This is a genomic window from Fictibacillus norfolkensis, from assembly GCF_014836645.1.
In the GTDB taxonomy this organism is placed as follows: domain Bacteria; phylum Bacillota; class Bacilli; order Bacillales; family Fictibacillaceae; genus Fictibacillus; species Fictibacillus norfolkensis.
The window spans coordinates 1-23837 of the sequence record NZ_JACSQM010000014.1; the positions used below are offsets into that span (position 1 = coordinate 1).

Annotated in this window: 27 protein-coding genes and 1 rRNA gene; 26 read left to right on the top strand and 2 right to left on the bottom strand. The window is 40.7% G+C overall.

Annotated features, from left to right (window positions below; genetic code table 11):
* Positions 1-75: ribosomal RNA gene (rrf, locus tag H9648_RS21100) — 5S ribosomal RNA — on the top strand; the annotation flags it as partial.
* 161 nt (positions 76-236) lie between these two features.
* On the opposite strand, the gene H9648_RS19180 is transcribed toward rrf, so the two are convergent.
* Positions 237-542: a hypothetical protein gene (locus H9648_RS19180; RefSeq protein WP_191755338.1), complete on the bottom strand. Its 306-nt coding sequence runs from the start codon at positions 540-542 to the stop codon at positions 237-239.
* A gap of 468 nt (positions 543-1010) precedes the next feature.
* Between H9648_RS19180 and H9648_RS19185 the strand changes: the two genes are divergently transcribed.
* The 11 genes from H9648_RS19185 (at position 1011) to rsmI (ending at position 8711) form a co-directional block, all read left to right on the top strand.
* Positions 1011-1205 (top strand): sigma factor G inhibitor Gin, encoded by a 195-nt coding sequence (locus H9648_RS19185; RefSeq protein WP_191755339.1) that lies wholly within the window; start codon positions 1011-1013, stop codon positions 1203-1205.
* 120 nt (positions 1206-1325) lie between these two features.
* The gene (locus H9648_RS19190; RefSeq protein ID WP_191755340.1) at positions 1326-2750 is read left to right on the top strand and encodes an aminotransferase class I/II-fold pyridoxal phosphate-dependent enzyme; all 1425 of its coding nucleotides are present in this window, start codon (positions 1326-1328) and stop codon (positions 2748-2750) included.
* Positions 2751-2762: 12 nt separating this feature from the next.
* Positions 2763-3407, top strand: a complete 645-nt coding sequence (gene tmk / locus H9648_RS19195; RefSeq protein WP_191755341.1) for a dTMP kinase — start codon at positions 2763-2765, stop codon at positions 3405-3407.
* 15 nt (positions 3408-3422) lie between these two features.
* Positions 3423-3752, top strand: coding sequence for a cyclic-di-AMP receptor (locus H9648_RS19200; protein ID WP_066390471.1), 330 nt, complete (start codon positions 3423-3425; stop codon positions 3750-3752).
* An 18-nt stretch (positions 3753-3770) separates the two neighbouring features.
* Positions 3771-4211 (top strand): YaaR family protein, encoded by a 441-nt coding sequence (locus tag H9648_RS19205; protein WP_144704784.1) that lies wholly within the window; start codon positions 3771-3773, stop codon positions 4209-4211.
* A gap of 14 nt (positions 4212-4225) precedes the next feature.
* Entirely contained in the window at positions 4226-5215 is a 990-nt protein-coding gene (gene holB / locus H9648_RS19210; protein ID WP_191755342.1) for a DNA polymerase III subunit delta', read from the top strand.
* Positions 5216-5219: 4 nt separating this feature from the next.
* Positions 5220-6050, top strand: coding sequence for a PSP1 domain-containing protein (locus tag H9648_RS19215; protein WP_191755343.1), 831 nt, complete (start codon positions 5220-5222; stop codon positions 6048-6050).
* A 15-nt stretch (positions 6051-6065) separates the two neighbouring features.
* Entirely contained in the window at positions 6066-6419 is a 354-nt protein-coding gene (gene yabA / locus H9648_RS19220) for a DNA replication initiation control protein YabA (protein WP_144704788.1), read from the top strand.
* A gap of 406 nt (positions 6420-6825) precedes the next feature.
* Positions 6826-7575: a tRNA1(Val) (adenine(37)-N6)-methyltransferase gene (locus H9648_RS19225; protein ID WP_191755344.1), complete on the top strand. Its 750-nt coding sequence runs from the start codon at positions 6826-6828 to the stop codon at positions 7573-7575.
* Complete coding sequence (locus H9648_RS19230; RefSeq protein ID WP_191755374.1) at positions 7565-7855, top strand: GIY-YIG nuclease family protein; 291 nt, start codon at positions 7565-7567, stop codon at positions 7853-7855. Before H9648_RS19225 ends, H9648_RS19230 begins: the two co-directional genes overlap by 11 nt.
* Positions 7827-8711 (top strand): 16S rRNA (cytidine(1402)-2'-O)-methyltransferase, encoded by an 885-nt coding sequence (gene rsmI / locus H9648_RS19235; RefSeq protein WP_191755345.1) that lies wholly within the window; start codon positions 7827-7829, stop codon positions 8709-8711. The genes H9648_RS19230 and rsmI overlap by 29 nt, the downstream gene beginning before the upstream one ends.
* 321 nt (positions 8712-9032) lie before the next feature.
* Here rsmI and abrB read toward each other — a convergent pair whose 3' ends face one another.
* On the bottom strand, positions 9033-9317 hold the full coding sequence (abrB, locus tag H9648_RS19240; RefSeq protein ID WP_066285380.1) for a transition state genes transcriptional regulator AbrB: 285 nt from the start codon (positions 9315-9317) through the stop codon (positions 9033-9035).
* Between the two features lie 714 nt (positions 9318-10031).
* On the opposite strand from abrB, the gene metG reads away from it, so the two are divergent.
* From metG to H9648_RS19310, 14 genes are all read left to right on the top strand, one after another.
* Entirely contained in the window at positions 10032-11993 is a 1962-nt protein-coding gene (gene metG, locus H9648_RS19245; RefSeq protein ID WP_191755346.1) for a methionine--tRNA ligase, read from the top strand.
* Between the two features lie 184 nt (positions 11994-12177).
* Entirely contained in the window at positions 12178-12945 is a 768-nt protein-coding gene (locus H9648_RS19250; RefSeq protein WP_191755347.1) for a TatD family hydrolase, read from the top strand.
* Positions 12946-13160: 215 nt separating this feature from the next.
* A complete protein-coding gene (locus H9648_RS19255) occupies positions 13161-14378 on the top strand; it encodes a resuscitation-promoting factor (RefSeq protein WP_191755348.1) in 1218 nt (405 codons plus the stop codon).
* Positions 14379-14568: 190 nt separating this feature from the next.
* Positions 14569-15132, top strand: a complete 564-nt coding sequence (rnmV, locus tag H9648_RS19260; protein ID WP_191755349.1) for a ribonuclease M5 — start codon at positions 14569-14571, stop codon at positions 15130-15132.
* A 6-nt stretch (positions 15133-15138) separates the two neighbouring features.
* Entirely contained in the window at positions 15139-16014 is an 876-nt protein-coding gene (rsmA, locus tag H9648_RS19265; protein ID WP_191755350.1) for a 16S rRNA (adenine(1518)-N(6)/adenine(1519)-N(6))-dimethyltransferase RsmA, read from the top strand.
* Positions 16015-16101: 87 nt separating this feature from the next.
* Positions 16102-16968 carry a sporulation peptidase YabG gene (gene yabG, locus H9648_RS19270; protein WP_144704804.1) on the top strand — a complete coding sequence of 289 codons (867 nt, stop codon included), beginning with the start codon at positions 16102-16104 and terminating at the stop codon, positions 16966-16968.
* Between the two features lie 318 nt (positions 16969-17286).
* Positions 17287-17547: a biofilm formation stimulator Veg gene (gene veg, locus H9648_RS19275; RefSeq protein ID WP_066238125.1), complete on the top strand. Its 261-nt coding sequence runs from the start codon at positions 17287-17289 to the stop codon at positions 17545-17547.
* A 133-nt stretch (positions 17548-17680) separates the two neighbouring features.
* Complete coding sequence (locus tag H9648_RS19280; RefSeq protein ID WP_144704807.1) at positions 17681-17863, top strand: small, acid-soluble spore protein, alpha/beta type; 183 nt, start codon at positions 17681-17683, stop codon at positions 17861-17863.
* 143 nt (positions 17864-18006) lie between these two features.
* Positions 18007-18870, top strand: a complete 864-nt coding sequence (gene ispE / locus H9648_RS19285; protein WP_191755375.1) for a 4-(cytidine 5'-diphospho)-2-C-methyl-D-erythritol kinase — start codon at positions 18007-18009, stop codon at positions 18868-18870.
* Between the two features lie 60 nt (positions 18871-18930).
* Complete coding sequence (gene purR / locus H9648_RS19290) at positions 18931-19761, top strand: pur operon repressor (RefSeq protein WP_144704810.1); 831 nt, start codon at positions 18931-18933, stop codon at positions 19759-19761.
* On the top strand, positions 19758-20135 hold the full coding sequence (locus H9648_RS19295) for a RidA family protein (RefSeq protein ID WP_191755351.1): 378 nt from the start codon (positions 19758-19760) through the stop codon (positions 20133-20135). The genes purR and H9648_RS19295 overlap by 4 nt, the downstream gene beginning before the upstream one ends.
* A gap of 545 nt (positions 20136-20680) precedes the next feature.
* Positions 20681-20971 carry a septation regulator SpoVG gene (gene spoVG / locus H9648_RS19300; protein WP_066238133.1) on the top strand — a complete coding sequence of 97 codons (291 nt, stop codon included), beginning with the start codon at positions 20681-20683 and terminating at the stop codon, positions 20969-20971.
* Between the two features lie 249 nt (positions 20972-21220).
* Positions 21221-22600, top strand: coding sequence for a bifunctional UDP-N-acetylglucosamine diphosphorylase/glucosamine-1-phosphate N-acetyltransferase GlmU (glmU, locus tag H9648_RS19305; RefSeq protein WP_191755352.1), 1380 nt, complete (start codon positions 21221-21223; stop codon positions 22598-22600).
* A gap of 30 nt (positions 22601-22630) precedes the next feature.
* Positions 22631-23581, top strand: a complete 951-nt coding sequence (locus H9648_RS19310) for a ribose-phosphate diphosphokinase (RefSeq protein WP_066390512.1) — start codon at positions 22631-22633, stop codon at positions 23579-23581.
* Positions 23582-23837 lie beyond the last annotated feature (256 nt).

A 23837-nucleotide genomic window follows, 5' to 3' on the forward strand; every position in this document is an offset into this window, starting at 1 on the left:
GAACACGGAAGTTAAGCTCTTTAGCGCCGATGGTAGTTGGGGGTCTCCCCCTGTTAGAGTAGGACGTCGCTAGGCAATGAGGAAGATGGATGAACATCCATCTTCTTTTTTTGTGTTCAAAAAAAGAAATAAGGTGGTTTGGCAGCCGCCAAACTTCTGATGATGGGTGAGTGGGGTTGGAGGGCTCGAGCTCGGGGGTATAGAGCTTGGATCGGGCAGGGAGCGGTTGTCGAGATTTAGCGAACGGCCTTTATTTTTGATTTTAGACTTAATGGAGGTTCATTCCGACTTAATTCGCTCTCATTTCGACTTAATTTTGTGCATTCCGACTTAAATAGACCACGGAGATACCCCACTCCGTATATTTCGAAGATCAGTTTCAACCACGAAACCCCTCTCACAACCCTCAAAATAGGAAGAAGATGGCCAGAGCCATCTTCCAGCACGCGATATTCTTCCGCAAAAGCTCCAAAAATCCCATCAAAAGGAACGCTAGCCGCTCTTACAACCATCATTCCTAACCAAATCACCCCTGATTTCAAGCTCCCACACCACTAATCAGCTCTACCCATTACTCTAACCGCTCATAATTACGAGGTAATCTTCTTTTTATACGAGGTAATCCTAAATATATCCGTAAAACTCTTCAAAAATCCGTAGATAAAAAATTTTATCAAATTTTCGACACCGCCGAAGGTTTACAACCGTCACCATAACCATATTGTTCAACCAACACCCACGCAAATCACCCTCACAAAACAACCTCCCACCCAAAAAACTCAATAAAGCAAATAAAATGCCTATTTAGCACATCAAATAGTTTTAAACCGCTTCACAGGGGGGATTAATGGACCATGAAGACGCGAACTTGGTTTATTTTCATGAACTGAATAAAGACAGACACAACAAAGCCCAGAGTCTCATACATTTTATAGAGTATCCAAAATAATCTGAATAAACGTATATGAATAAATAATTCTGGCTACAATGGCAATTATGGAGGTGGAAGAATGAAAGCGACACGACAGTACGGGGAAATTTGTATGGTATGTGAAGAGAAGAAAGATCGAGGATTACACATTCTTCATCAGTTTATTTGCCGAGAATGTGAGCATAAAATTCTGACCGCGAAAACCAATGACGAATATTATAAACATTATCTATCACAACTAAGAAAGTTAAAGTTAGTAAATGCGTCTTCATAAGAAAACAGGCTGTTCGTCAGCCTGTTTTTTTGTTGCTGCAAATTCGTAGGAAAGGAAACTGTGATAGAATAAAGATAGTAATCAAATCAAAAAATGTTTGAAATATAAAGGAATTTTGTGATGAAATATGCGCCGCTTTATGAAGCATTAATGAATCATAGTCTTACAAATAAATGGTCTTTTCACGTACCAGGACATAAGAACGGACACATTTTTGAAGAGAAGGCTAGAGCCCGCTTTCAATCTGTTTTACCGTTTGATGTTACTGAGCTTTCAGGACTTGATGACCTGCATCACCCTGAAGGTGTGATCTTAGAGGCACAAGAGCTGTTAGCTTCCTACTCCAAAGTAAAAAAAAGCTTTTTTTTAGTAAATGGAAGCACTTGTGGCAATCATGCGATGATCCTTTCTTCATTTTACAACGATGATATCGTACTCGTACAACGCAACTGTCATAAATCTGTGTTGAATGGATTGGAGTTAGCAGGGGTTACACCGATATTTCTTCATACGGAAATGGATGAAGAGGGCGGATATCCATTAGGCGTGCATCTTCAAACGGTCAAACAAGCGGTTGAGATGTATCCGAATGTGAAAGGCATTATTCTAACTAACCCTACTTATTATGGCATGCAGCAAGACATTCAAGAAGTTGCTGATTTTATGCATAGCGTGGGTGGCGTTGTCTTAGTCGATGAAGCTCATGGAGCACATTTCGGATTAAAGGATATGCCGATCAGCTCGATACATAAAGGGGCAGATATGGTTGTGCAATCTGCGCATAAGACTCTCCCTGCACTGACAATGGGCGCTTATTTACATGTAAACAGTGAACGAGTGGATATTCACCGATTAAAGCATGCGCTGCAGTTGGTACAGTCTAGCTCTCCATCCTATCTGATCATGGCTTCACTCGATCTTAGCCGACTATACCTTGAAAATTTGAGCAGCGACGAGATCAAATGTATTTTGTCTCAATCTGAAGAACTAAGAATGTATATCGAGTCTCTTCCTCATCTTAAGGTTATGAAAGCTCCAGATCGTTATCAGCTTGATCCATTAAAGATTACCGTTCAGTCTGATAGGGAAATATCAGGATATGAGCTTCAGGAATTTTTTGAAAAAGAAGGATTGTATACAGAGTTAGCAGATGATAGAAATGTCTTGTTTGTATTGCCTCTAGGTCCGCTGAATGATACGAAGGACTTGCAAAAGGTAATTAAAAAGAAATCAGATCAGCTCGCTCGTTATGATACAAGACAACGAACGGATCAATCTCTAAAAGGGCTGTCGCCAGTAAGCAGATTAGCACTTTCGTATAGAGAAATGAGAGGTTTACAAGCAAAACCTAAGTCGATGATGGATTCAGAAGGACAGGTAGCAGCAGAAGCTGTTATTCCCTATCCTCCAGGAATTCCGCTTGTCGCTAAAGGAGAACAAATTACTTCGAAACATATAGATGAGTATTCTTCATTAAAAAAGAAAGGTGCTCGGTTCCAAGGAATTACCGAGGACCATTTGATATATGTTTTTGATCATAGGTAAGGGGCAGTAATTGTGAAAGGTTTATTTATTACATTAGAAGGGCCGGACGGGTCAGGAAAAACAACACAGATCAAGAAGGTTGCTGAGTATTTACGAAAACATCAGGTGAATTTTATCCAAACGCGTGAACCAGGCGGTACAAATATCAGCGATAAGATACGAGCGCTTGTCTTAGATCCAGAGCATAAAGAAATGCATGATCTTACAGAAGTTCTACTCTACGCGGCTTCGCGTGCACAGCATGTACATGAAAAGATTATTCCGGCATTAGAAGAAGGAAAAGTCGTACTGTGTGATCGATTTGTTGATGCGTCGCTTGCCTACCAAGGGTTTGGCCTTGGTGTGGGTGAGGAACGAGTGCTGCAAGTTAACAACATTGCAACGAGTGGACTTGTACCCCACCGCAGCTATTTTGTAGATGTTTCTCCGCAAGTTGGAAAAGAGCGAATGAAAGCTCGCTATGGAACAGAGAATTTAGACAGAATCGAACAGAAAGACCTTTCATATCATGAACGAGTGAGAGAAGGATTTGCTCAAATCTTTTCAAGACAAGCTGATCGAATCGTTCGAATTAATGGTGAACAGAGCCCTGATGCAGTGTTTGAAGAGATCGTAAAGGATTTAGATCAACTTTTATCGAATCATAAGAAAAAGTAGAGAGGGGCATTTGCCATGAAAATGATTATAGCCGTTGTTCAAGATAAAGACAGCAACCGACTGCAAGATGCGCTGGTTGATAAAAACTACCGTGCTACAAAACTCGCGACAACAGGAGGATTTTTGAAAGCAGGGAACACAACGTTTATGATTGGTGTGGAAGATGCTCAGATCGATGATGTTATGGAGATTATCCGGGAGAACTGCAAGAGCCGTAATCAGATGGTGGCACCTGTTTCGCCGATGGGAGGCAATGCAGATGCTTATGTGCCATACCCGGTTGAAGTTGAAGTAGGCGGCGCGACTGTATTTGTTCTGCCCGTTGAAAGCTTTCAGCAATTTTAAATATATTGAGGGGTTATTATGAAAATTGGCCAAGATATAAGACCCATTCTGGATACGAAACAAAACGATGGAAAGATCGGGAAAAAGCCATCTCTTTCATTTGGTGAAGCTGTATCCAAACAAAGTGAGAAACTACATTCTGAACAGTTAACAAGACTGTTAGGTGATATAGAGAATCAAGGCAAAAGACTGCTTCAATCACAAACAGTACGAGATCTGCAGCTGTATAAAAACTTGGTTCAACGCTTCGTAAAAGAAGCCGTTGATTTCGGTATGCAGCTTAAGCAGAATAAAAGCTGGAACGAACAAGGCAGGTCGCGCACTCTTAAGCTCGTTAAAGAAGTAGATGAACATCTGATTCAGCTGACAGAAGCTGTTCTCAGCCAAGAGAAAGATTCGATCACTCTGCTTGATAGAATCGGAGAAATTAAAGGTTTGTTAGTTAATTTATATACGTAGTAGGTGAGTAAGATATGGTGAGCTGGGAAGAGTGCAGCAAAACACAGCCTCGTGTTGTGAAATTATTAAAAAACAGTATAAGAAAACAGCGCCTTGCTCATGCATATATTTTTGAAGGGGCTCATGGAACAGGAAAGATGGCGACTGCAACGGTTCTCGCTAAAACGTATCTTTGCAGAAATAGTGAGGATGGAAACCCTTGTGAAAGCTGTCCGAACTGCAAGAGGATAACATCTGGCAACCACCCTGATGTGCATATCATCGCACCAGATGGCCAAAACATTAAGATCGACCAGATAAGAGGACTTCAAAAAGAGTTTGCATACAGTGGGATGGAGTCTTCGAAAAAGGTATACATCATCGAGCATGCTGATAAGATGACCGTTCAGGCGGCGAACAGCCTCTTAAAGTTTTTAGAAGAGCCAGGAAACGATACGATCGCTCTTCTTTTAACAGAACAGGTTCATCGTCTGCTTGATACGATCCGTTCGCGGGCACAGACATTAACCTTCTCACCCCTTCCCCCACAAGGGATTTTAGAGAAATTACTGAAGGACGATATACCAAAACCAGTAGCCATGTTGGCGTCCTCTTTGACTTCGGATTATGCGGAAGCACTCGAAATTTGTAGGGAAGAGTGGTTTGCACAAGCAAGAGCCAAAGTGATACAATTAACGGAGGACTTGAGGCTCCGGCCTGATTACTGTCTTGTTGTACTGCAAGATCAGTATTTAAGTTTTTTTAAAGAAAAAGATCAGTTACGTTTAGCTTTAAACTTACTTTTGATCTGGTATCGAGATCTTTTATCTATACATTTATCAAACTCGGAAAACGTTGTGTTTTTCGATCAGCTTCAAGCATTAGAGCAGCAGGCTCTTCACACTTCGCAAAAAAAGACGGGTGAAGCCCTGCAAGCGATACTGACTGCTCAAGCTAGACTCAGGAGCAACGTCAGCCCCTTGATGGTGATGGAGCAGTTGGTTTTACGATTACGGGAGGGATAAAACCTTGTATGAGGTAGTGGGAATCCGCTTTAAAAAAGCGGGTAAAGTATATTATTTCGACCCCGGCGACCTTGAAGTGAAAAAAGACGCGTTCGTCATTGTGGAAACGGCGCGTGGAATAGAATATGGCAAGGTAGTTATCGATAAGAAACTAGTCGGGGAGAATGATGTTGTTCTTCCTTTAAAAAAGGTCGTTCGGCTCGCGACACAGAAAGACATTTTGTCTGTAGAAGAAAATAAAGCAGCCGCTAAGGAAGCGTTCCAAAGTTGTGAGGAAAAAATCATCGAGCATAAGCTGGATATGAAGCTTGTCGATGTTGAATATACGTTTGATCGAAACAAGATTATCTTTTATTTCACAGCAGACGGAAGAATCGATTTCCGGGAGTTGGTTAAAGACCTGGCTTCTATCTTCCGTACTAGAATCGAACTCAGGCAAATCGGTGTTAGGGATGAAGCGAAGATGCTGGGCGGAATTGGTCCGTGTGGGCGAATGCTTTGCTGTTCAACATTTCTTGGAGATTTCGAGCCAGTCTCGATCAAGATGGCGAAAGATCAGAACCTTTCTTTAAATCCTGCGAAAATTTCAGGGCTTTGCGGCCGTTTGATGTGTTGTTTGAAGTATGAGAACGACTATTATGAAGAAGCTAAAGAAGAAATGCCTGATGTTGGTGAAGAGATTATGACCCCTCATGGTGTTGGTCGCGTTGTCGGCTTGAACTTGCTAGAGAAGGTCATCCAAGTGAACATTCCAGCCATGGAAAGAACGACAGAGTTCACTTTGGACGAGCTCGCTAGTAAGAGAGAGGAATTATTCAGTCAGGCCACAGAGTAAAAAGAGGTGGAATTCGTGGAAAAGAAAACAATATTTTCCCGCGTAGTACAGATGGAAGAGCAAATCACGGTGCTGTCAAAGCAACTGGAAGATTTCAAGACTCATTTGGCTGCACTAATTGAAGAAAACCACCATCTCGTGATGGAAAATGAAAATCTGCGAAACAAGCTGAATGCCGATCAAAAGCGGAGTTCTGTTAAAAAGTCTGTAGCCTCTAAAGCCAAGAAAGAACCTACCGATATTGGTGAAGGTTATGATAATCTGGCGCGTCTCTACCAAGAAGGATTCCACATCTGCAACCTTCATTACGGCAGTGTACGTTCAGAGGGAGATTGTTTGTTTTGTCTTTCATTTTTAAATAAGAAATAAACGCCTTTCCAAATGGGAAGGCTTCTTTTTATATGGCAGTGTTTGTGCGCAACTAAGTCTGGCTGTAATTGTGCGGTAGGCGGCTAGTTCCTGAAAGAAGAACATTCATATAGGGGTATAAGAGAGGGAGTAGCTAGCGAAATTTGTCGACGATTGTAGACTCGTGGATAAACAGCAAATACTTTTGGATTGAGAGTCAAATCTCGTGGATAAAATGCAGAAACTTTCGGATTGGATCCGAAGATTTCTGGATTGAACGAGCTGAATACCCACCTAAGTATACTAATATGACCAGTTTCGAGTTCCGAAACTGTCCCATATCCTATGAAGTGGAACATCCAATGAATGATCAGTAAAAAACCAATATAAACTCAACCTATTATATAGAAGAAAGAGAGGGAAGACTGTGAGTGATCTAATGCAAGATGAACGGATTGATTTTTTAGTACATGAAGATTTAAAAATCATACAAAGTCCCTCTGTTTTTTCTTTTTCACTAGATGCCGTGTTATTAAGCCGTTTCGCGTGGGTTCCGATTCAAAAGGGAAAGATCATTGATCTGTGCAGCGGTAATGGTGCTGTTGCTCTTTTGTTAAGCAAGCGGTCTAAAGCAAAGATTACGGGAGTAGAGATTCAGGAAAGATTGCACAGCATGGCAACGAGGAGTGTAGCGTTAAACCATCTAGAAGAACAGGTTCAGATGGACCTAGCAGATATAAAAGACGCTCCCTCTGCATATGGCTATGGTTCGTTCGATGCCCTCACTTGTAATCCACCGTACTTTGCATCTGTACATGAAGAAGATTTTAACCAGAACGAACACCTTGCCGTCGCGCGTCACGAAATTCACTGTTCGTTGGAAGATGTTATCCGTGTGAGCAGTCAGCTTGTGAAACAAGGCGGCAAAGTTGCAATGGTTCATCGGCCGAACAGGCTTATGGAGATTTTAGCTTATATGAGAGAGTATAAACTTGAGCCCAAAAAACTGCAGCTGATCTATCCGAAAGCAGGCAGTGAAGCGAACATGCTTTTAATAGAAGGAATGAAGAACGGTAAACCTGATCTGCACATTCTGCCTCCTGTTACGGTGTATGGGGAAGACGGTCAATACACGGAACAGTTAAAAAGGATGTTCTATGGCGAAGATGGAAAATAATACGCACTTTCTATATATCCTCGAATGTAAGGACGGAAGTTATTATACCGGGTATACGAATGATTTAGAAAAGCGCTTTAAAAAGCATGAAGAAGGAAAAGGCGCCAAGTATACGAGGGGAAGAGGACCTTTAAAGCTCGTCTTTCAACAGGCTTTTCCTACCAAACAAGAAGCGATGCGTATGGAGTTTGCTGTAAAAAAACTAAACCGTGCTCAAAAAGAAAGAATGATAAAAGAGGGAAGTGTTTCGTATGTGGCAGCAAAAGAGCTACAGCAGTGATACAGACAGCGGCATGCTGTACTTAGTTCCAACACCGATCGGCAACTTGGAAGATATGACATACCGCGCGATCCGTATACTAAAAGAATCCGATGTGATCGCGGCGGAAGATACAAGACAGACAAAAAAACTATGCAACCACTTTGAGATCAGCACACCTCTAACAAGTTATCATGATCATAACAAACAGCAGAGTGGCAAGAAGCTTTTAGAAGAATTAAAAGAAGGAAAACAGGTTGCTCTTGTTACAGACGCAGGAATGCCAGGTGTTTCAGATCCGGGATATGAATTAGTCGTTCAGTGCGTAGAAGAGCGCATACCCGTTATCCCGTTGCCTGGAGCAAACGCGGCACTGCCTGCCCTTGTTGCATCAGGACTCAATACCGAATTGTTTACCTTTTATGGTTTTTTACCACGTGGAAAAAAAGAAAAAAAGCTGGAACTTGAAAATCTGAAACGATTTCCATCCACCCTTCTTTTCTATGAAGCACCACACCGACTAAAAGAAACACTCCAAGCCATGAGCGGCGTATTAGAAAATCGAAACATTGCTGTCGTTCGTGAACTCACCAAAAAATTCGAAGAGATCACACGCGGTACCTTACAAGAAGTATCAGAGTTCTTCAGCCAGGGAGACACAGAAATCCGCGGGGAGTTCTGTTTAGTAGTAGAAGGCAATGGAAATAAAGAATTCGAAGCAGAAGAACAAGAACAATGGTGGGAACCTTTATCTGTAAAAGATCACGTAGAGCATTACGTTGAAAAAGGCGAAAAACCAAAAGAAGCCATAAAATTAGCAGCAGTAGACCGAAACGTACCAAAGCGGGAAGTCTACCAAGAATATCACGGGTTGTAGGCTATAAGGGTAGAGGATGATAAGAAGCTGACCTGACAACTTAAAAATTCCTTATCTTTACTTGTTTTTGAATTGTTTGTTCTTCCATTATCTTCATTGATTAAGTTGATTGCAGTGTAAGGTGCGAGACTCCTGGGGGATCAGCGGGACAGGTGAGACACTTAGCCGTGCGAAGCACGAAGTGGCTCACCGCACGCCCCCCGGAAAGCGAGCACCTGAAACGGAAATCAACCACTTCCAAAAGCATCGAAGAATAAAACGATGATAAGACCTAGACAAAGGAAAAGAGCCTTCTAAAGCGAAGGCTCTTGTGTATTAGGCTTATTTTGATGTTTGAAGTTGCTTTTGAAGTTCGTCCATTACCTCTTTAGCACCTTCACGGCTAAGGATGATCTTTCCGCCTGCAACTGTGTAGTTATCATCAGAAACTTCACCAGTTACTGCACAAGTCATGTTTGGCTTGTACTTCTTAAGGATGATACGGTCATCATCAACATAAATTTCTAAAGCATCTTTCTCTGCAATTCCTAAAGTACGGCGTAATTCGATTGGAATAACGACACGTCCTAATTCGTCCACCTTACGTACAATTCCTGTAGATTTCATAATAAAATCTCTCCTCTCAAATATATAAAAGATTTCCCTATCTATTTAAATCGTCAGAATTCGACAAAATCCTACGAGAACATCTTACCAAGATTTCCAATTGTCGTCAATAGTTTTGACTTAAACATTTTATAGTCTTTTACCATTGAATTTACTAGACTATACCCATATTATAATACTTCCAAAACCCTGAATTGGAAGATATATTCATATATTGTCATAAAAAATTCAATAATGTGTAAAAGATGAAAATTTTTAACTGGAAATATTGCTAAAATAATACGTCAAATTTCGACAAAACTAACAACGAAAAAATACTATCCAATTTTCCTTTTCGTCCATCAGCTAGTATGCCTTGACACGCTTTCCATGCATTAGGTATATTTTGAAGGAAGAAAAGAGAATAATGAAAGTATTTACATAGAAATCTTTCGATTACTGTTTTACTTTTATGTCCTAATGCAAACAGTTTCTTATAATATTGTAAAAAGATACATTTCCTGTTGCAGTTAGATTTTTCCTAACAGAAACACAAATAGCCCCTAAATGGAGGGGCTATTTTTCCACTATTAGAAAGTGTAACTTGTTAGCACGATGTTTTTAGACGTTGCACAAGTTTAAATAGTAAAAAGCGCAACTAAGGCTGACGCTAAAGATTGGCGTCAGCCAAGTTTTCTTTTACTATAAGGTTATTATTTTGAGGAGGCGGCTAGAATGGCGAAACCAACATTCTATATTACAACACCTATTTATTACCCAAGTGGCAAACTTCATATCGGTCACGCATACACAACGACAGCTGGAGATGCGATGGCCCGCTACAAGCGTCTAAAAGGTTTTGACGTTATGTATCTAACAGGAACAGATGAACATGGCGAGAAGATTCAAAAGAAAGCAAATGAACAAGGCCTTCATCCTCTAAAATACGTAGACGGTATTGTTGATGATATTAAGGCGCTGTGGAAAAAGATGGACATCTCTTATGATGATTACATCCGTACAACAGAAGACAGACATAAGAAATCTGTCGAAAAGATATTTCAACAGCTTCTTGATCAAGATGATATCTATTTAAGTGAATATGAAGGTTGGTATTGTACGGATTGTGAATCGTTCTTTACAGAGCGTCAGCTTGAAGATGGAAAATGTCCAGATTGCGGACGTGAAGTGAAGAAAGTAAAAGAAGAAAGTTACTTCTTCCGCATGAGTAAATATGCAGATCGTTTATTAGCATATTATGAAGAAAACCCTTCATTTATTTTTCCAGAGTCACGTAAGCGTGAGATGATCAACAACTTTATCAAGCCTGGTCTAGAAGATTTGGCTGTATCACGTACTTCTTTTGATTGGGGAGTAAAAGTTCCGGGAAATCCTAAGCATGTGATCTATGTATGGATAGATGCATTGTCTAACTATATTACGGCACTTGGATACGGCAGTGAGAACGAAGATAAATTCAAAAAGTATTGGCCGGCTGATGTTCACTTGATGAGTAAAGAGATCGTTCGTTTCCACACGATCTATTGGCCGATCATGTTGATGGCGCTAGACCTGCCTTTACCCAAACAAGTTATTGCACATGGATGGCTCTTGATGAAAGACGGCAAGATGTCTAAGTCCAAAGGAAACGTAGTGGATCCTAATGTTCTGATCGATCGTTACGGATTAGATCCGCTGCGCTACTATTTGCTACGTGAAGTTCCGTTTGGTTCAGATGGTGTGTTTACTCCAGAAAGCTTCGTAGATCGAGTAAATGCTGATCTTGCAAATGATCTTGGTAACTTGCTGAACCGTACGATTGCGATGATCGGTAAATACTTCGATGGAGAGATCCCTTCATATGAAGGAAAAGTAACTGAGTTTGATGGGACACTTCAAGAGTTTGCACTGGAAACAGTAAGAAAAACAGAAGAAGCTATGGAAAAACTAGAGTTCTCCATCGCGCTTTCAACGATCTGGCAGTTAGTCAGCCGTACGAACAAATATATTGATGAGACTCAACCGTGGGTATTGGCGAAAGACGAAGCTAAAAAAGGTGAGCTCGGAAGTGTTATGTATCATTTAGCAGAGTCGATCCGCATTGTGTCTGTATTGATCCAGCCATTCATGACAGAAACGCCAGCGAAGATCTGGAGTCAGTTAGGTCTTGCTGACAAGAGTCTTACAGAATGGAATTCATTAAAAGAGTTCGGTGCGATCCCTGCGAAAACGAAGGTTGAAAAGGGTGACCCGATCTTCCCTCGTTTAGAGACAGAGGTAGAAGTAGAATTTATTAAAAATTCTATGGGCGGCTCTTCGGCTCCTGTAGCAGAAGAACCGAAGAAAGAAGAAGTGCAGGCTAGTGACGAGAAACCAGAAATCACAATCGATGATTTTATGAAAGTGGACCTTCGTGTAGCCACGGTTCTTGAAGCAGAACCTGTAAAGAAAGCAGATAAACTCTTAAAGCTTCAGTTAGACATAGGCTATGAGAAACGCCAAGTCGTGTCTGGTATTGCGCAGTATTACAAGCCAGAAGACCTTGTCGGTCAAAAAGTGATCTGCGTAACAAACTTGAAACCAGTTAAATTACGCGGCGAACTTTCTCAGGGAATGATTCTAGCCGGATCTTCTGATGGCCAGTTAACTTTAGCAACCGTTGACCCGTTACTTCCAAACGGTTCAAAAGTAAAATAAACACAAAAAGCGGGGAGCATTTCCCCGCTTTTTTGTCATTTTTAGTCCATTTGGCAGTCAATTCCTGTAATTTCACTGTCTAAAATAGGACTTTTAACCTACGTTGTAACTAACTTGTAATGCTACTGTTACCCGAATGAATGGAAAATGTGATAAGATTTGTAAAGTTGAAAGGATGTACACTATGTTTGACACACATGCACATTTAAATGCAACACAGTTTGAAGAAGATCGCGAAGAAGTGATTCAGCGGGCGTTAGATGAAGGTGTAACACATATTGTTGTTGTCGGTTTTGATCGTGAAACAATTAAAGGTGCGATGCAGCTGGCAGAACAATACGACTTTATCTATGCTTGTGTAGGTTGGCATCCAGTGGATGCGATTGACATGACGGATGAAGATCTGGATTGGATTGAGGAATTAGCAGCACACCCAAAAGTTGTTGCCCTTGGCGAGATGGGACTCGATTATCATTGGGACAAGTCGCCTGCCGATGTTCAGAAAGAAGTTTTCAGACGCCAGATTCGACTTGCTAAAAAGGTAAAGCTTCCGATCGTTATTCATAACCGTGAAGCAACGCAAGATGTTGTAGACATATTGAAAGAGGAAGAAGCCCATGAGGTTGGCGGTATCATGCACTGCTATAGCGGGAGCATCGAAGTTGCACGTCAATGTATGGAAATGAATTTTTACATAAGTTTTGGTGGACCAGTAACGTTCAAGAATGCAAAAAAGGTTAAGGAAGTCGCTGCTGAAATTCCGTTGGACCGGCTCTTGATTGAAACAGATTGTCCATATTTAAGTCCTCATCCGTTAAGAGGAAAAAGAAATGAACCATCTTATGTAAAGTATGTTGCAGAAACGCTTTCTGAATTAAAAGATCTTCCGCTTGAAGACATCATAGAGAAAACATCCGACAACGCGTTCCGAATTTTTAACATGAACCGATAGGGGATGTTGTCGGAAACTATCAAAGCATAAGAAATATCGCGCTAATCTTTCAAGAATTGACAAAAGGTAAAGGAAATTTGTCAAACGGTTTTCCTTTATTTTTTTCTTCTTTTCCGCTCATAATGGCCTTGGGTCAATTCATGGCGAAAAGGAGGGTGATTTGACAGAGAGAAAAAAGATATTTATAATGCAGTCCTTGTAGGGGAGGAAATTGAATGAATAGGAATATTACAGCTTTGTTCTCACGTTTCACAAAGAAGAAAGTCTATCTTTCCATCGTTGCTCTTTTCGTTTTAGCCGTAACTTGTGGGTTCGTAGGTTATGAAACTACGAAAGCTAATGTAACGCTAATCCAAGACGGAAAGAAAACAGAAGTGAACACGCATGCTAACACAGTTAGAGAACTATTAAGCGAACAAAACATAAAGATAAATCAACATGATTCAGTTAAACCGGGTCTTGATGCCAAGGTGACTGACAACATGAAGATCGATTATTTACAAGCAAAAGAAATCAGCCTTACCGTGAACGGCAAGGAAAAAACGATATGGACGACAGCGAAGACTGTTGAACAATTCGTCCAAGAACAGCAGCTAACGTTAAAAGAGCATGATTCTATTAAGCCAAATCTGACTGCTGATATTAAGGATCAAGGTAAGATCCAGATCGAATCAGCATTCCCGGTTAAGCTTGTTGTAGGCGGAAAAGCTCAGCAAGTTTGGACCACTTCGACTACCGTCGCTGACCTTTTGAAGCAACAAAAGGTATCTTTAGGTGAAATTGATCGAGTATCACCTGCTAAGTCAGATAAAATTACTGGCGAAACACAGGTTGAAGTCATCCGAGTAGAAAAGGTCACCGATGTAGTGGAAGAAGAAACACCGTTTGCTGTTGTTAACCGTAAAGACAGCGGGTTAACAAAAGGTAAAGAGCGTGTCGTGCAAGATGGAACAAAAGGTAAACGTGAAAAGCGCTTTGAAGTAGTTATGGAAAATGGGAAAGAGATTTCCAGAAAACTGATCAGTGAAAAAACGTTATCAGATAGCTCAGATAAAATTGTTGCTGTTGGTACTAAAGCAAAGCCACAGCCAAAACCACAGCCTGTTGTATCTCGTAGCCAATCCGCATCAAGCAGCTCTGGCGGTCGAGAAATAACGGTAACAAGTACAGCTTATACAGCTAATTGTGCTGGTTGCTCAGGGATTACGGCTACTGGATTCAACTTAAAGTCAAATCCAAATGCGAAAGTTATCGCAGTCGATCCTAGTGTGATTCCACTTGGCTCAAAAGTGTATGTTGAAGGATATGGATATGCCATTGCTTCAGATACTGGGGGAGCAATTAAAGGTAATAAGATTGACGTATTCTTTTCTTCACAGTCACAAGCAGAGTCTTGGGGAAGAAAATCAGTTAAAATTCGCATCATTAATTAATATTAAGAGCATGGGGAAAAATCCCTGTGCTTTTTTTGTGCGCGGGGACAACGAGATCGCAAAACGATTCTCATTACTGTGAAGACCTAGACTTTCTGGACGCCTGGGGTATACTAGTAAAAGATGTTTTGTCGTTCAATACATTAGACGTTGCAATACCTAAAAAGGTTTCACCGTTTTGGAGGAAATCATGAAAAAAATCAAAGAAATTATTGTAGTTGAAGGAAAAAGCGATACGCTTGCTATAAAACGATCTGTTTTAGCAGATACAATAGAAACAAATGGTTCAGAAATCAGCATAGATACGTTAAACCGCATCAAAAGAGCACATGAGACTCGAGGGATCATTGTTTTTACCGATCCGGATTTTCCGGGCAAGAGAATACGAGAGATCATTTCGGAGCATGTGCCAGGCTGTAAACACGCTTATTTAGAAAAAGTAGATGCCATCGCAAAGGGAGATAAGGGTGTCGGCGTGGAGCATGCATCAAGGGAATCCATTGTCGATGCGCTTGAGCATGTTAGAGAAGAACTATTAGAATCAGAGGATGAGTTGATCACCTGGGACGATCTGATGGCTGCGGGATTAACGGGCGGCCCTGATTCAAAACATAGACGTGAAGTGATCGGAAGAGAGCTGCGCTTGGGTTATATGAATGCAAAACAATTACATAAACGTCTTAATATGTTCAGAGTCACACCAGAGGAATTTGAGCAGGCGTTAAAGGCGCTTTATAGCAATGAGGAGGAATAAAAGCATATGAGAAAAGATATATCGACTCCGCAATCGACGAAAGCCATACTCGAGAAGCATGGCTTTACGTTTAAAAAGAGTCTGGGTCAAAACTTCCTGATCGATCGCAATATCTTAAACAATATCGTAAATGCGGCAGATTTAACAGAGGATTCAGGCGTCATTGAAATTGGTCCTGGAATCGGAGCATTAACGGAGTTTATTGCAAGATCATCAAAAAAAGCGGTAGCGTTTGAAATTGATCAACGCTTGCTACCTATATTAGAAGAAACGTTAGCTCCTTATCCCCATGTAGATGTCATCCATAGTGATGTGTTAAAAGCGGATATACACGCTGTTATTAAAGAACATTTTGAAGAAGGGCAAGATCTCATGGTTGTCGCGAACTTGCCATATTACGTCACAACACCGATTATAATGAAACTTCTGCAAGATAAGCTTCCTATTCGAGGCATCGTATGTATGATTCAAAAAGAGGTTGCGGACCGTCTTGCAGCTTCACCAGGTACAAAGGATTACAACTCGCTGTCTATTGCGATCCAATATTACGCTACAGCTGAGACGATGATCAAGGTGCCTAAAACAGTTTTTGTTCCGGCTCCAAATGTTGATTCATCTGTCATTAAGCTGACAATTCGAAAAGAACCAGCCGTTTCAGTTAAGGATGAAGACTTCTTCTTTACTGTTGTAAGATCATCATTTGCACAGAGAAGAAAGACGCTTTGGAACAACCTAACAAGCCAGCTCGTTCCAAAAGATAAGAAAGAAGAGCTTCAAACGATACTAGAATCGATCGATATCGATCCTAAACGTCGTGGAGAAACCCTTTCTATAGAGGAATTCGGAAAATTAGCTGATGCTCTGTTACCTCTTGTAAAATAAACCTCATTTTTCCCCCTTCTCTCACATAACCTTATAAAAGGAACAGAGGGAGCTATGGAGCTTGTTACTCCGAATAGGGGGAGTAAAATGAAACTAGAGATTGGATCAATTGTAAGCAGAAACTCTTACAAACGAGATTTACTATTTCGGGTTGTAGGATTCAGTGAGGATCGGACCATTGCTGAACTCGCTGGAGAAGAACTCAGACTCTGGGCAGATGCCCCTGTCGATGACTTATTTGTTGTTGATGACAAGCATATGTCTGAGCATAGGCAAGTCGAAAAAGAAAAAGAAGAGTCTTCATTAAAATTATTCAGACAGGACTACTATTTATTAAGGCAAAAGAGAGAGTATTTATCGACGAATGGATATCAATATGATCAATCCTACTTTGAGCTTCCTGGTAGAGTGCTTCATATTGACGGAGACCCTTTATACTTAAATAAATGTTTGGAGCTTTATAAGAAGCTAGGAGTGCCTGTGTATGGCATTCATATGAAGGAATCAGAGATGCCTGAGAAAGTTCCTGCGCTTGTGGATGAGGTTAGACCTGATATTCTTGTTATAACGGGACATGATGCGTATATGAAGTCAAAAGGCGATGTGACAGATGTGAATGCGTATCGTCATACAAAATATTTCGTTAGAACCGTTCGCGAAGTTAGAAGAAAATATACACATCTCGATCATTTAATGATCTTTGCAGGTGCCTGTCAATCCCATTTTGAATCTTTAATAAAAGTAGGCTCTAATTTTGCCAGCTCACCTGCTCGTATAAATATCCATGCGCTCGATCCGGTCTATATTGTCTCAAAGATCAGTTTGACGTCTTTTATGGACCGCGTAAACGTCATGGACGTCCTCCGCAACACCTTAACAGGTAAAGAAGGATTAGGTGGTGTTGAGACAAAGGGGTTCCTAAGAACAGGAATGCCGATTAAATCAAAACCTTAACCCATCAAACTCCGGAGAAATTCGGAGTTTTTTTGCGTTAGGATCACATCTGAAAACATCTATATTTTACGGGTTTTTGTCGTACCAAAAAAAGAAAAAATGTAAGAAATTTATATCAAAAGTTCCCGAATTAAACAATTATTTGTAAGAAATACTCATTTTATACATAATGGACAGGAAATTTGGCATACTAAAAAAAGCAAAAAAAGGATATTTGGTCATTGACATGAAAATGCTTTGCTTGCTATAATAAAAATTTTAATTTGACAAAAAAACACGATTCGTGTTATAATTTGTCTAAGTGAGGTGGAGCCTAAAATGGGTAAAACAATAGTGGACATTAGACGCTCTTTAGAGTCCAACGTGGGTAGAAGACTTTCTTTACGTGCGAACGGTGGTCGACGTAAAACGATCGAACGACTTGGAACACTGGAAGAAACATACCCGGCAGTTTTTATTATCAAATTAGATCAGGACACCAACGCTTTTGAACGTGTTTCTTATAGTTACGCGGATGTACTCACAGAAACAGTAGAACTTACATTCTTAGAAGATACACAAGCAGCAATCGGGCAGTAAGAGTCTTTACTGCTATTTTTTTTACTTGCTGGTTGTGGGTCGGCATAATAAATACATATAATCAGCATCATCACGTAAGATAAAACCCCTTTTGGAGATACTATGATGTATCGCCTATGAAAGGGGTTTTCTTATGGGACGAAGAAAAAATGGGATGATGTCTGAAGGGTTAAAAACTGAGATCGCAAAAGAACTTGGCTTTTATGATACTGTTCAGCGTGAAGGCTGGGGCGGAATTCGCTCTAAAGACGCAGGCAATATGGTAAAACGGGCTCTAGAGATCGCTGAACAACGCTTTAACAGCGAGAACAGATAAATATGCGGTAGTTCTAGCCGGAGGCCAATCGCGTCTCCGGCTTTCCTCTACAGAGAAGGTTTGATTTTTTCTATATATCACGTCACATACTGTGTTACTATTAAAAATATCAAAATTGTGCAAGATGGTAGGCAGGGATAATGATGACAATTAATAAAGTATCCATTAAAGCTCCAGCAAAAATTAATCTTTCTCTCGATGCGTTGCGTAAAAGAGAAGACGGGTTTCATGAAGTGGCTATGGTAATGACAACGGTAGATCTGGCTGATCGGATCGAACTAACTTTATTAGAGGCAGACGAAATTAAAATCGAAAGTTCCGGTGGCTTTGTACCACTTGATGAACGAAATCTAGCCTTTCAGGCAGCATTGCTTTTAAAGAAAACATTTAACATTACAAAAGGTGTTTATATACATATATCTAAGCACATCCCTGTTGCAGCAGGACTAGCGGGCGGAAGCAGTGATGCGGCAGCTACACTAAAAGGACTTAATGAACTATGGGGACTTGGCCTGTCATTGGATGAATTGGCTGAGCTGGGTGCGAAGATCGGTTCAGACGTTTCTTTTTGCGTGTATGGAGGAACAGCTTTAGCGACGGGGCGAGGTGAAAAGATTCATCATATCTCGTCACCGCCTCCTTGTTGGGTCCTCTTAGCCAAGCCGCCGATCGGAGTTTCTACAGGTGAAGTGTATCGAAACTTAAGGCTTCAGGGCATTAAGCATCCTGATGTAGAAGGGATGGTCAAAGCCATCGAGGAAAAAGATTACGATAAGATCTGCAGCCTTTTAGGGAATGTTTTGGAATCGGTTACGCTCAAGATGTATCCGGAAGTAAAACACATTAAAGAGCAGATGATGCGCCTCGGAGCAGACGCTGTGCTTATGAGTGGAAGCGGACCAACTGTTTTCGGTCTGTTTCAGCACGAATCCCGACTTCAAAGAGTGTATAACGGTTTAAGAGGCTTTTGTCATGAAGTTTATGCTGTTCGTTTATTAGGGGAATGATTGATAAAATCCGTATAAAAATGGTATATTATCTTCAAACATTCGGTTTTGGAGGATAATATGAAATTAAAAAGAAGCGGAAGAATGGTAGATTTAACAGGTTACCTTCTTCACCATCCCCATCAACTCATCCCTTTATCTTATTTTGTAGAACGGTACGAATCGGCGAAATCATCGATCAGTGAAGATCTTGCTATTATTAAAGAGCACTTTGAACAACACGGTTTAGGACATGTTCAAACGGTTCCAGGTGCGGCCGGCGGTGTTAAATATATTCCAGGCATAGACCAAGCAGAAGCGGAAGAAACGGTAAAAGAACTGGTTGAGCTGCTTGAAGACCCTAGCCGTATCTTGCCTGGAGGGTATTTGTACGTCACAGATATCATCGGAAACCCTAGATTAGTGAACCAGATCGGAAGGCTGTTCGCATCTGCTTTCTCATCGCGGAAAATTGATGTAGTGATGACGATCGCAACAAAAGGCATCCCGCTTGCTTACGCAGTAGCTACACATCTAAACGTTCCGGTCGTCGTTGTACGAAGCAACAGCAGAGTAACAGAAGGGTCTACCGTAAGTATCAACTATGTTTCAGGTTCGACCAAACGTATTCAGACGATGGCTCTTGCAAGAAGAAGCATCAAACAAGGGTCACGTGTACTCATCATCGATGACTTTATGAAAGCGGGCGGAACCATCAAGGGAATGATCAGCTTGATCGAAGAGTTTCAAGCACACATTGAAGGTATCGGTGTTCTCGTTGAGGCTCAAGAAGTTTCAGAGAGACTTGTAGATGATTATGTTTCCATTGCACGACTTGCACAAGTGAACGAAAAAGAAAATCGCATCGAAGTGGAAAAAGGCAATTACTTTCTAAACGGAGGTCAAGCATGATGAAAAAAATTCATACAGAAGAAGCACCGGCGGCAATCGGCCCTTATTCTCAAGGAATCATAATCGACCAATTGTTCTTCAGTTCAGGTCAGATTCCTCTTACAAAAGAAGGCGTCATGATCGATGGAGATGTGAAGGAACAGACTCATCAAGTTTTTCAAAATCTGCAAGCGGTATTGAAAGAAGCAGGATCTTCGCTTGATCAAGTCGTAAAAGCAACGGTTTTTATTAGCGACATGAACGAGTTTGCTGATATTAATGAAGTGTATGCTGAATATTTTAACGAACATAAACCAGCGCGCTCTTGCGTAGAAGTTGCGCGGCTCCCAAAAGATGCAAAAGTAGAAATCGAAGTTATCGCACTTACAAAATAAGTCCCTGTGGGGCTTATTTTTTTCCTTTTTTAAAAGGTCCCTTTATATAGCAGCTGTGAGTCCGCGGCTCTTTATTGGGGCTTGAGGGTATAGGGATGGCTTTTTGTTGTCGAAATCTGTAAACTCGCCGTTATATGAGGAAAACTCGCCGGATTATATGAAAAACTCGCTGTATTATCTTCAAAATTTCTAGAATTAAGTTTAATTTTTCTAGAATTACCACATCTAATACCCCAATAGGTATAAGTAGTGCCGATTTTGAACAATTCAAAATAGCTGAAATCGACCTATTTTTTCTCTTGAAATTTTTTTCACTACCTATTTCACTCTTGGAATGGGTTCTTTTTGTTCGTAAAAATGATAATTAACCCTCTAAATTGCACCTCTAAAAAGTAATAAAAATACTTAATACGATCCTCAAAACACTAGACGAGATAGGGCGTCACAAATTTTTTAAAAATTTTTATTATTCCAAGAAGGATTTTGTAAAAAGCTGCAGAATTGTAGTATTACGTTCTTATTTTGGAAAAAGGTGGTGTTTGTGAGTGGAAGTGACTGACGTAAGATTACGCCGTGTAAATACAGAAGGCCGTATGAAAGCGATTGCCTCCATTACAATCGATCATGAATTTGTCATTCATGATATTAGGGTAATTGATGGCAATAATGGAATGTTCGTAGCTATGCCAAGCAAACGAACACCAGACGGAGAGTTCCGTGATATCGCGCATCCGATCACGTCTAGTACACGTGAGAAGATCCAAAACGCGGTGTTAACAGAATATCACCGTATGGGAGAGATGGAGTCTGCTTTAGAAGAAGCAGGAGCTTCTTAATATCTCAATAAGAATTTAGAGCCTGGTCAGAATGATTAGGTTCTTTTTATTTGCTCTTTTTTTCCTCATAAGAAAGAACCTTCCTATATATACCCCTTACATTCATAAAAATCACCTCATTTTTAAATAAAATTTATCAAACCATTGACAATCCCGCGTCACTTCTTGAAATGAATACGGGTTTAAGATATATTCGTAATGGTATGTTAAGAAATATTAAAGATATAGGAAAATGGATGGAGGTTCACAATGACAAATCGCTATGCGGTCATTCTTGCTGCGGGTCAAGGAACAAGGATGAAATCCAAGTTATATAAAGTGTTACATCCTGTTTGTGGGAAACCGATGGTTCAACATGTTGTTGATCAGATCAACTCTCTTCAAATGAAACAGTTGGTGGCTGTTGTCGGCCATGGTGCTGAAAAAGTTCAGGATCAACTAGGATCTGACGTTCAGTACGTGCTTCAAGAAGAGCAGCTTGGTACAGCACATGCTGTTATGCAGGCGGAAGACGCCCTAGCAAATAAAGAAGGAATCACACTTGTTGTTTGTGGTGATACACCTCTTATTACTTCGGAAACAATGGAAAAGCTGATTGCTGAACATGAGTCCCTTGGTGCAAAAGCAACGATTCTAACAGCTAAGGCGGAAGACCCTACTGGATACGGACGCATTATCCGTAACAGCGAAGGAACTGTAGAACGCAATGTCGAGCACAAAGATGCTTCAGAAGAAGAGCGTAAAGTTACTGAGATCAACACAGGAACTTACTGCTTTGATAATAAAGCGTTATTTGATGCGCTTAAACAAGTGAACAACGAAAACGTACAAGGTGAATATTATTTGCCAGATGTTATAGAAATCTTAAAAAATGCAGGCGAAGTAGTAGCTGCTTATCAAACACCAGATTTCAATGAAACACTTGGTGTAAATGATCGAGTGGCATTATCGCAAGCTGAACGTTATATGAAGAAACGAATCAACGAACGCCACATGAGAAATGGTGTTACGTTGATCGATCCTGATCAAACCTATATTTCAGATGACGCGGTAATCGGTAGCGATACGGTCATCTATCCTGGGACTGTAATCTTAGGGAAAACGAAAATAGGCGAAGAAAACATTATCGGTCCTCAATCTGAGATCAAAGATAGTGTTATTGGAAATGGAAACACGATTCGTCAATCTGTTATTCACGATAGTGAAGTTGGAGATCTGACAGCTATCGGTCCATTTGCTCACATCCGTCCAAAGTCCGTACTTGAGAACAAAGTAAAGATCGGAAACTTTGTAGAAATAAAAAAATCTGTGATGAGTACAGGAAGTAAAGCGTCTCATCTTAGCTATATCGGTGATGCTGAGATCGGAAAAGATGTAAACTTAGGCTGCGGATCTATCACAGTGAATTACGATGGTAAGAATAAGTTCTTAACAAAAGTAGAAGATGGGGCGTTTATTGGTTGTAACTCTAACTTAGTTGCTCCGGTTACCGTTGGCAAAAATGCTTATGTTGCAGCAGGATCAACAATTACAAACGATGTTCCTGCAGAGTCATTATCCATTGCAAGATCGCGTCAAACTGTAAAAGAAAACTACGTTCAAAAGTTAAACGAAAAGCAAAACCAATAATTTTAAGAGTGGGGAAGGATGGAGCCATCAATGAGTACGTATGTAGATCCTACATTGAAAGTTTTTACGTTAAATTCTAACAAGGAATTATCAAAGGAGATTGCTCAGCACATTGGAATTGAGCTTGGAGAAAGTTCAGTAACCAAGTTTAGTGACGGGGAAATTCAGATTAACATTGAAGAAAGTATTCGTGGCTGTGAAGTTTACGTTATTCAATCAACGAGTGACCCGGTTAACCAACACTTGATGGAACTATTAATCATGATTGATGCTTTAAAGCGTGCATCTGCAAAAACAATTAACGTAGTAATGCCTTACTATGGTTATGCACGCCAAGACCGTAAAGCTCGTGCCCGCGAGCCGATCACAGCTAAACTTGTAGCTAACCTGCTTGAAACGGCTGGTGCAACACGTGTTATTGCAATCGATCTTCATGCGACTCAAATTCAAGGCTTCTTCGACATCCCTGTTGATCAATTACTTGGTGTGCCGATCTTAGCAAATTATTTTGCAAATAAAGAACTAGACGATATCGTAATCGTTTCACCGGATCATGGCGGAGTTACGAGAGCAAGAAAGATGGCAGATCGCTTAAAAGCACCAATCGCTATCATTGATAAGCGACGTCCTCGCCCGAACGTATCTGAAGTTATGAATATCGTAGGTAACATTGAAGGGAAAACAGCGATCTTAATCGATGATATTATCGATACGGCTGGAACGATCACTTTAGCGGCTAATGCACTTGTAGAAAACGGTGCAAAAGAAGTTTACGCATGCTGTACACACCCTGTACTTTCAGGCCCTGCAATGGATCGTATCCAGAACTCTTCTATTAAAGAGCTTGTTGTTACAAACACGATCGTACTTCCTGAAGAGAAGAAGATTGATAAAGTAACACAGCTTTCTGTAGCTCCTTTATTAGGAGAAGCAATTATTCGCGTGCACGAGCAACTATCTGTTTCTAAATTGTTTGATTAAGATATAAAGTCTTCTATAGAGAAAGTTGTTTTTGGAATTTTTTCACTCATCTTTGAACAGTTGATTGGAGTGTAAGGTGCGAGACTCCTGGGGGATCAGCGGGACAGGTGAGACTCTTAATAGTGCAAGGCACTAAGAGGCTCACCGCACGCCCCCCGGAAAGCGAGCATCCTGGAACGGAAATCAACCACTTTCAAGAGCAACAAGTCAGCATTATCAATTTTCGCTTAAGAAGTGCTTGCTTAATCGATTTCTA

Bases quoted from the DNA above. Each gene is read 5' to 3' on its own strand.
- metG (WP_191755346.1), top strand. From the start codon at position 10,032: ATGGCGAAACCAACATTCTATATTACAACACCTATTTATTACCCAAGT.
- H9648_RS19250 (WP_191755347.1), top strand. From the start codon at position 12,178: ATGTTTGACACACATGCACATTTAAATGCAACACAGTTTGAAGAAGAT.
- H9648_RS19295 (WP_191755351.1), top strand. From the start codon at position 19,758: ATGATGAAAAAAATTCATACAGAAGAAGCACCGGCGGCAATCGGCCCT.
- H9648_RS19255 (WP_191755348.1), top strand. From the start codon at position 13,161: ATGAATAGGAATATTACAGCTTTGTTCTCACGTTTCACAAAGAAGAAA.
- H9648_RS19190 (WP_191755340.1), top strand. From the start codon at position 1,326: ATGAAATATGCGCCGCTTTATGAAGCATTAATGAATCATAGTCTTACA.
- yabG (WP_144704804.1), top strand. From the start codon at position 16,102: ATGAAACTAGAGATTGGATCAATTGTAAGCAGAAACTCTTACAAACGA.
- ispE (WP_191755375.1), top strand. From the start codon at position 18,007: ATGACAATTAATAAAGTATCCATTAAAGCTCCAGCAAAAATTAATCTT.
- H9648_RS19310 (WP_066390512.1), top strand. From the start codon at position 22,631: ATGAGTACGTATGTAGATCCTACATTGAAAGTTTTTACGTTAAATTCT.
- rsmA (WP_191755350.1), top strand. From the start codon at position 15,139: ATGAGAAAAGATATATCGACTCCGCAATCGACGAAAGCCATACTCGAG.
- purR (WP_144704810.1), top strand. From the start codon at position 18,931: ATGAAATTAAAAAGAAGCGGAAGAATGGTAGATTTAACAGGTTACCTT.
- H9648_RS19230 (WP_191755374.1), top strand. From the start codon at position 7,565: ATGGAAAATAATACGCACTTTCTATATATCCTCGAATGTAAGGACGGA.
- rsmI (WP_191755345.1), top strand. From the start codon at position 7,827: ATGTGGCAGCAAAAGAGCTACAGCAGTGATACAGACAGCGGCATGCTG.
- H9648_RS19280 (WP_144704807.1), top strand. From the start codon at position 17,681: ATGGGACGAAGAAAAAATGGGATGATGTCTGAAGGGTTAAAAACTGAG.
- abrB (WP_066285380.1), bottom strand. From the start codon at position 9,317: ATGAAATCTACAGGAATTGTACGTAAGGTGGACGAATTAGGACGTGTC.
- H9648_RS19205 (WP_144704784.1), top strand. From the start codon at position 3,771: ATGAAAATTGGCCAAGATATAAGACCCATTCTGGATACGAAACAAAAC.
- glmU (WP_191755352.1), top strand. From the start codon at position 21,221: ATGACAAATCGCTATGCGGTCATTCTTGCTGCGGGTCAAGGAACAAGG.
- H9648_RS19185 (WP_191755339.1), top strand. From the start codon at position 1,011: ATGAAAGCGACACGACAGTACGGGGAAATTTGTATGGTATGTGAAGAG.
- veg (WP_066238125.1), top strand. From the start codon at position 17,287: ATGGGTAAAACAATAGTGGACATTAGACGCTCTTTAGAGTCCAACGTG.
- H9648_RS19200 (WP_066390471.1), top strand. From the start codon at position 3,423: ATGAAAATGATTATAGCCGTTGTTCAAGATAAAGACAGCAACCGACTG.
- holB (WP_191755342.1), top strand. From the start codon at position 4,226: ATGGTGAGCTGGGAAGAGTGCAGCAAAACACAGCCTCGTGTTGTGAAA.
- rnmV (WP_191755349.1), top strand. From the start codon at position 14,569: ATGAAAAAAATCAAAGAAATTATTGTAGTTGAAGGAAAAAGCGATACG.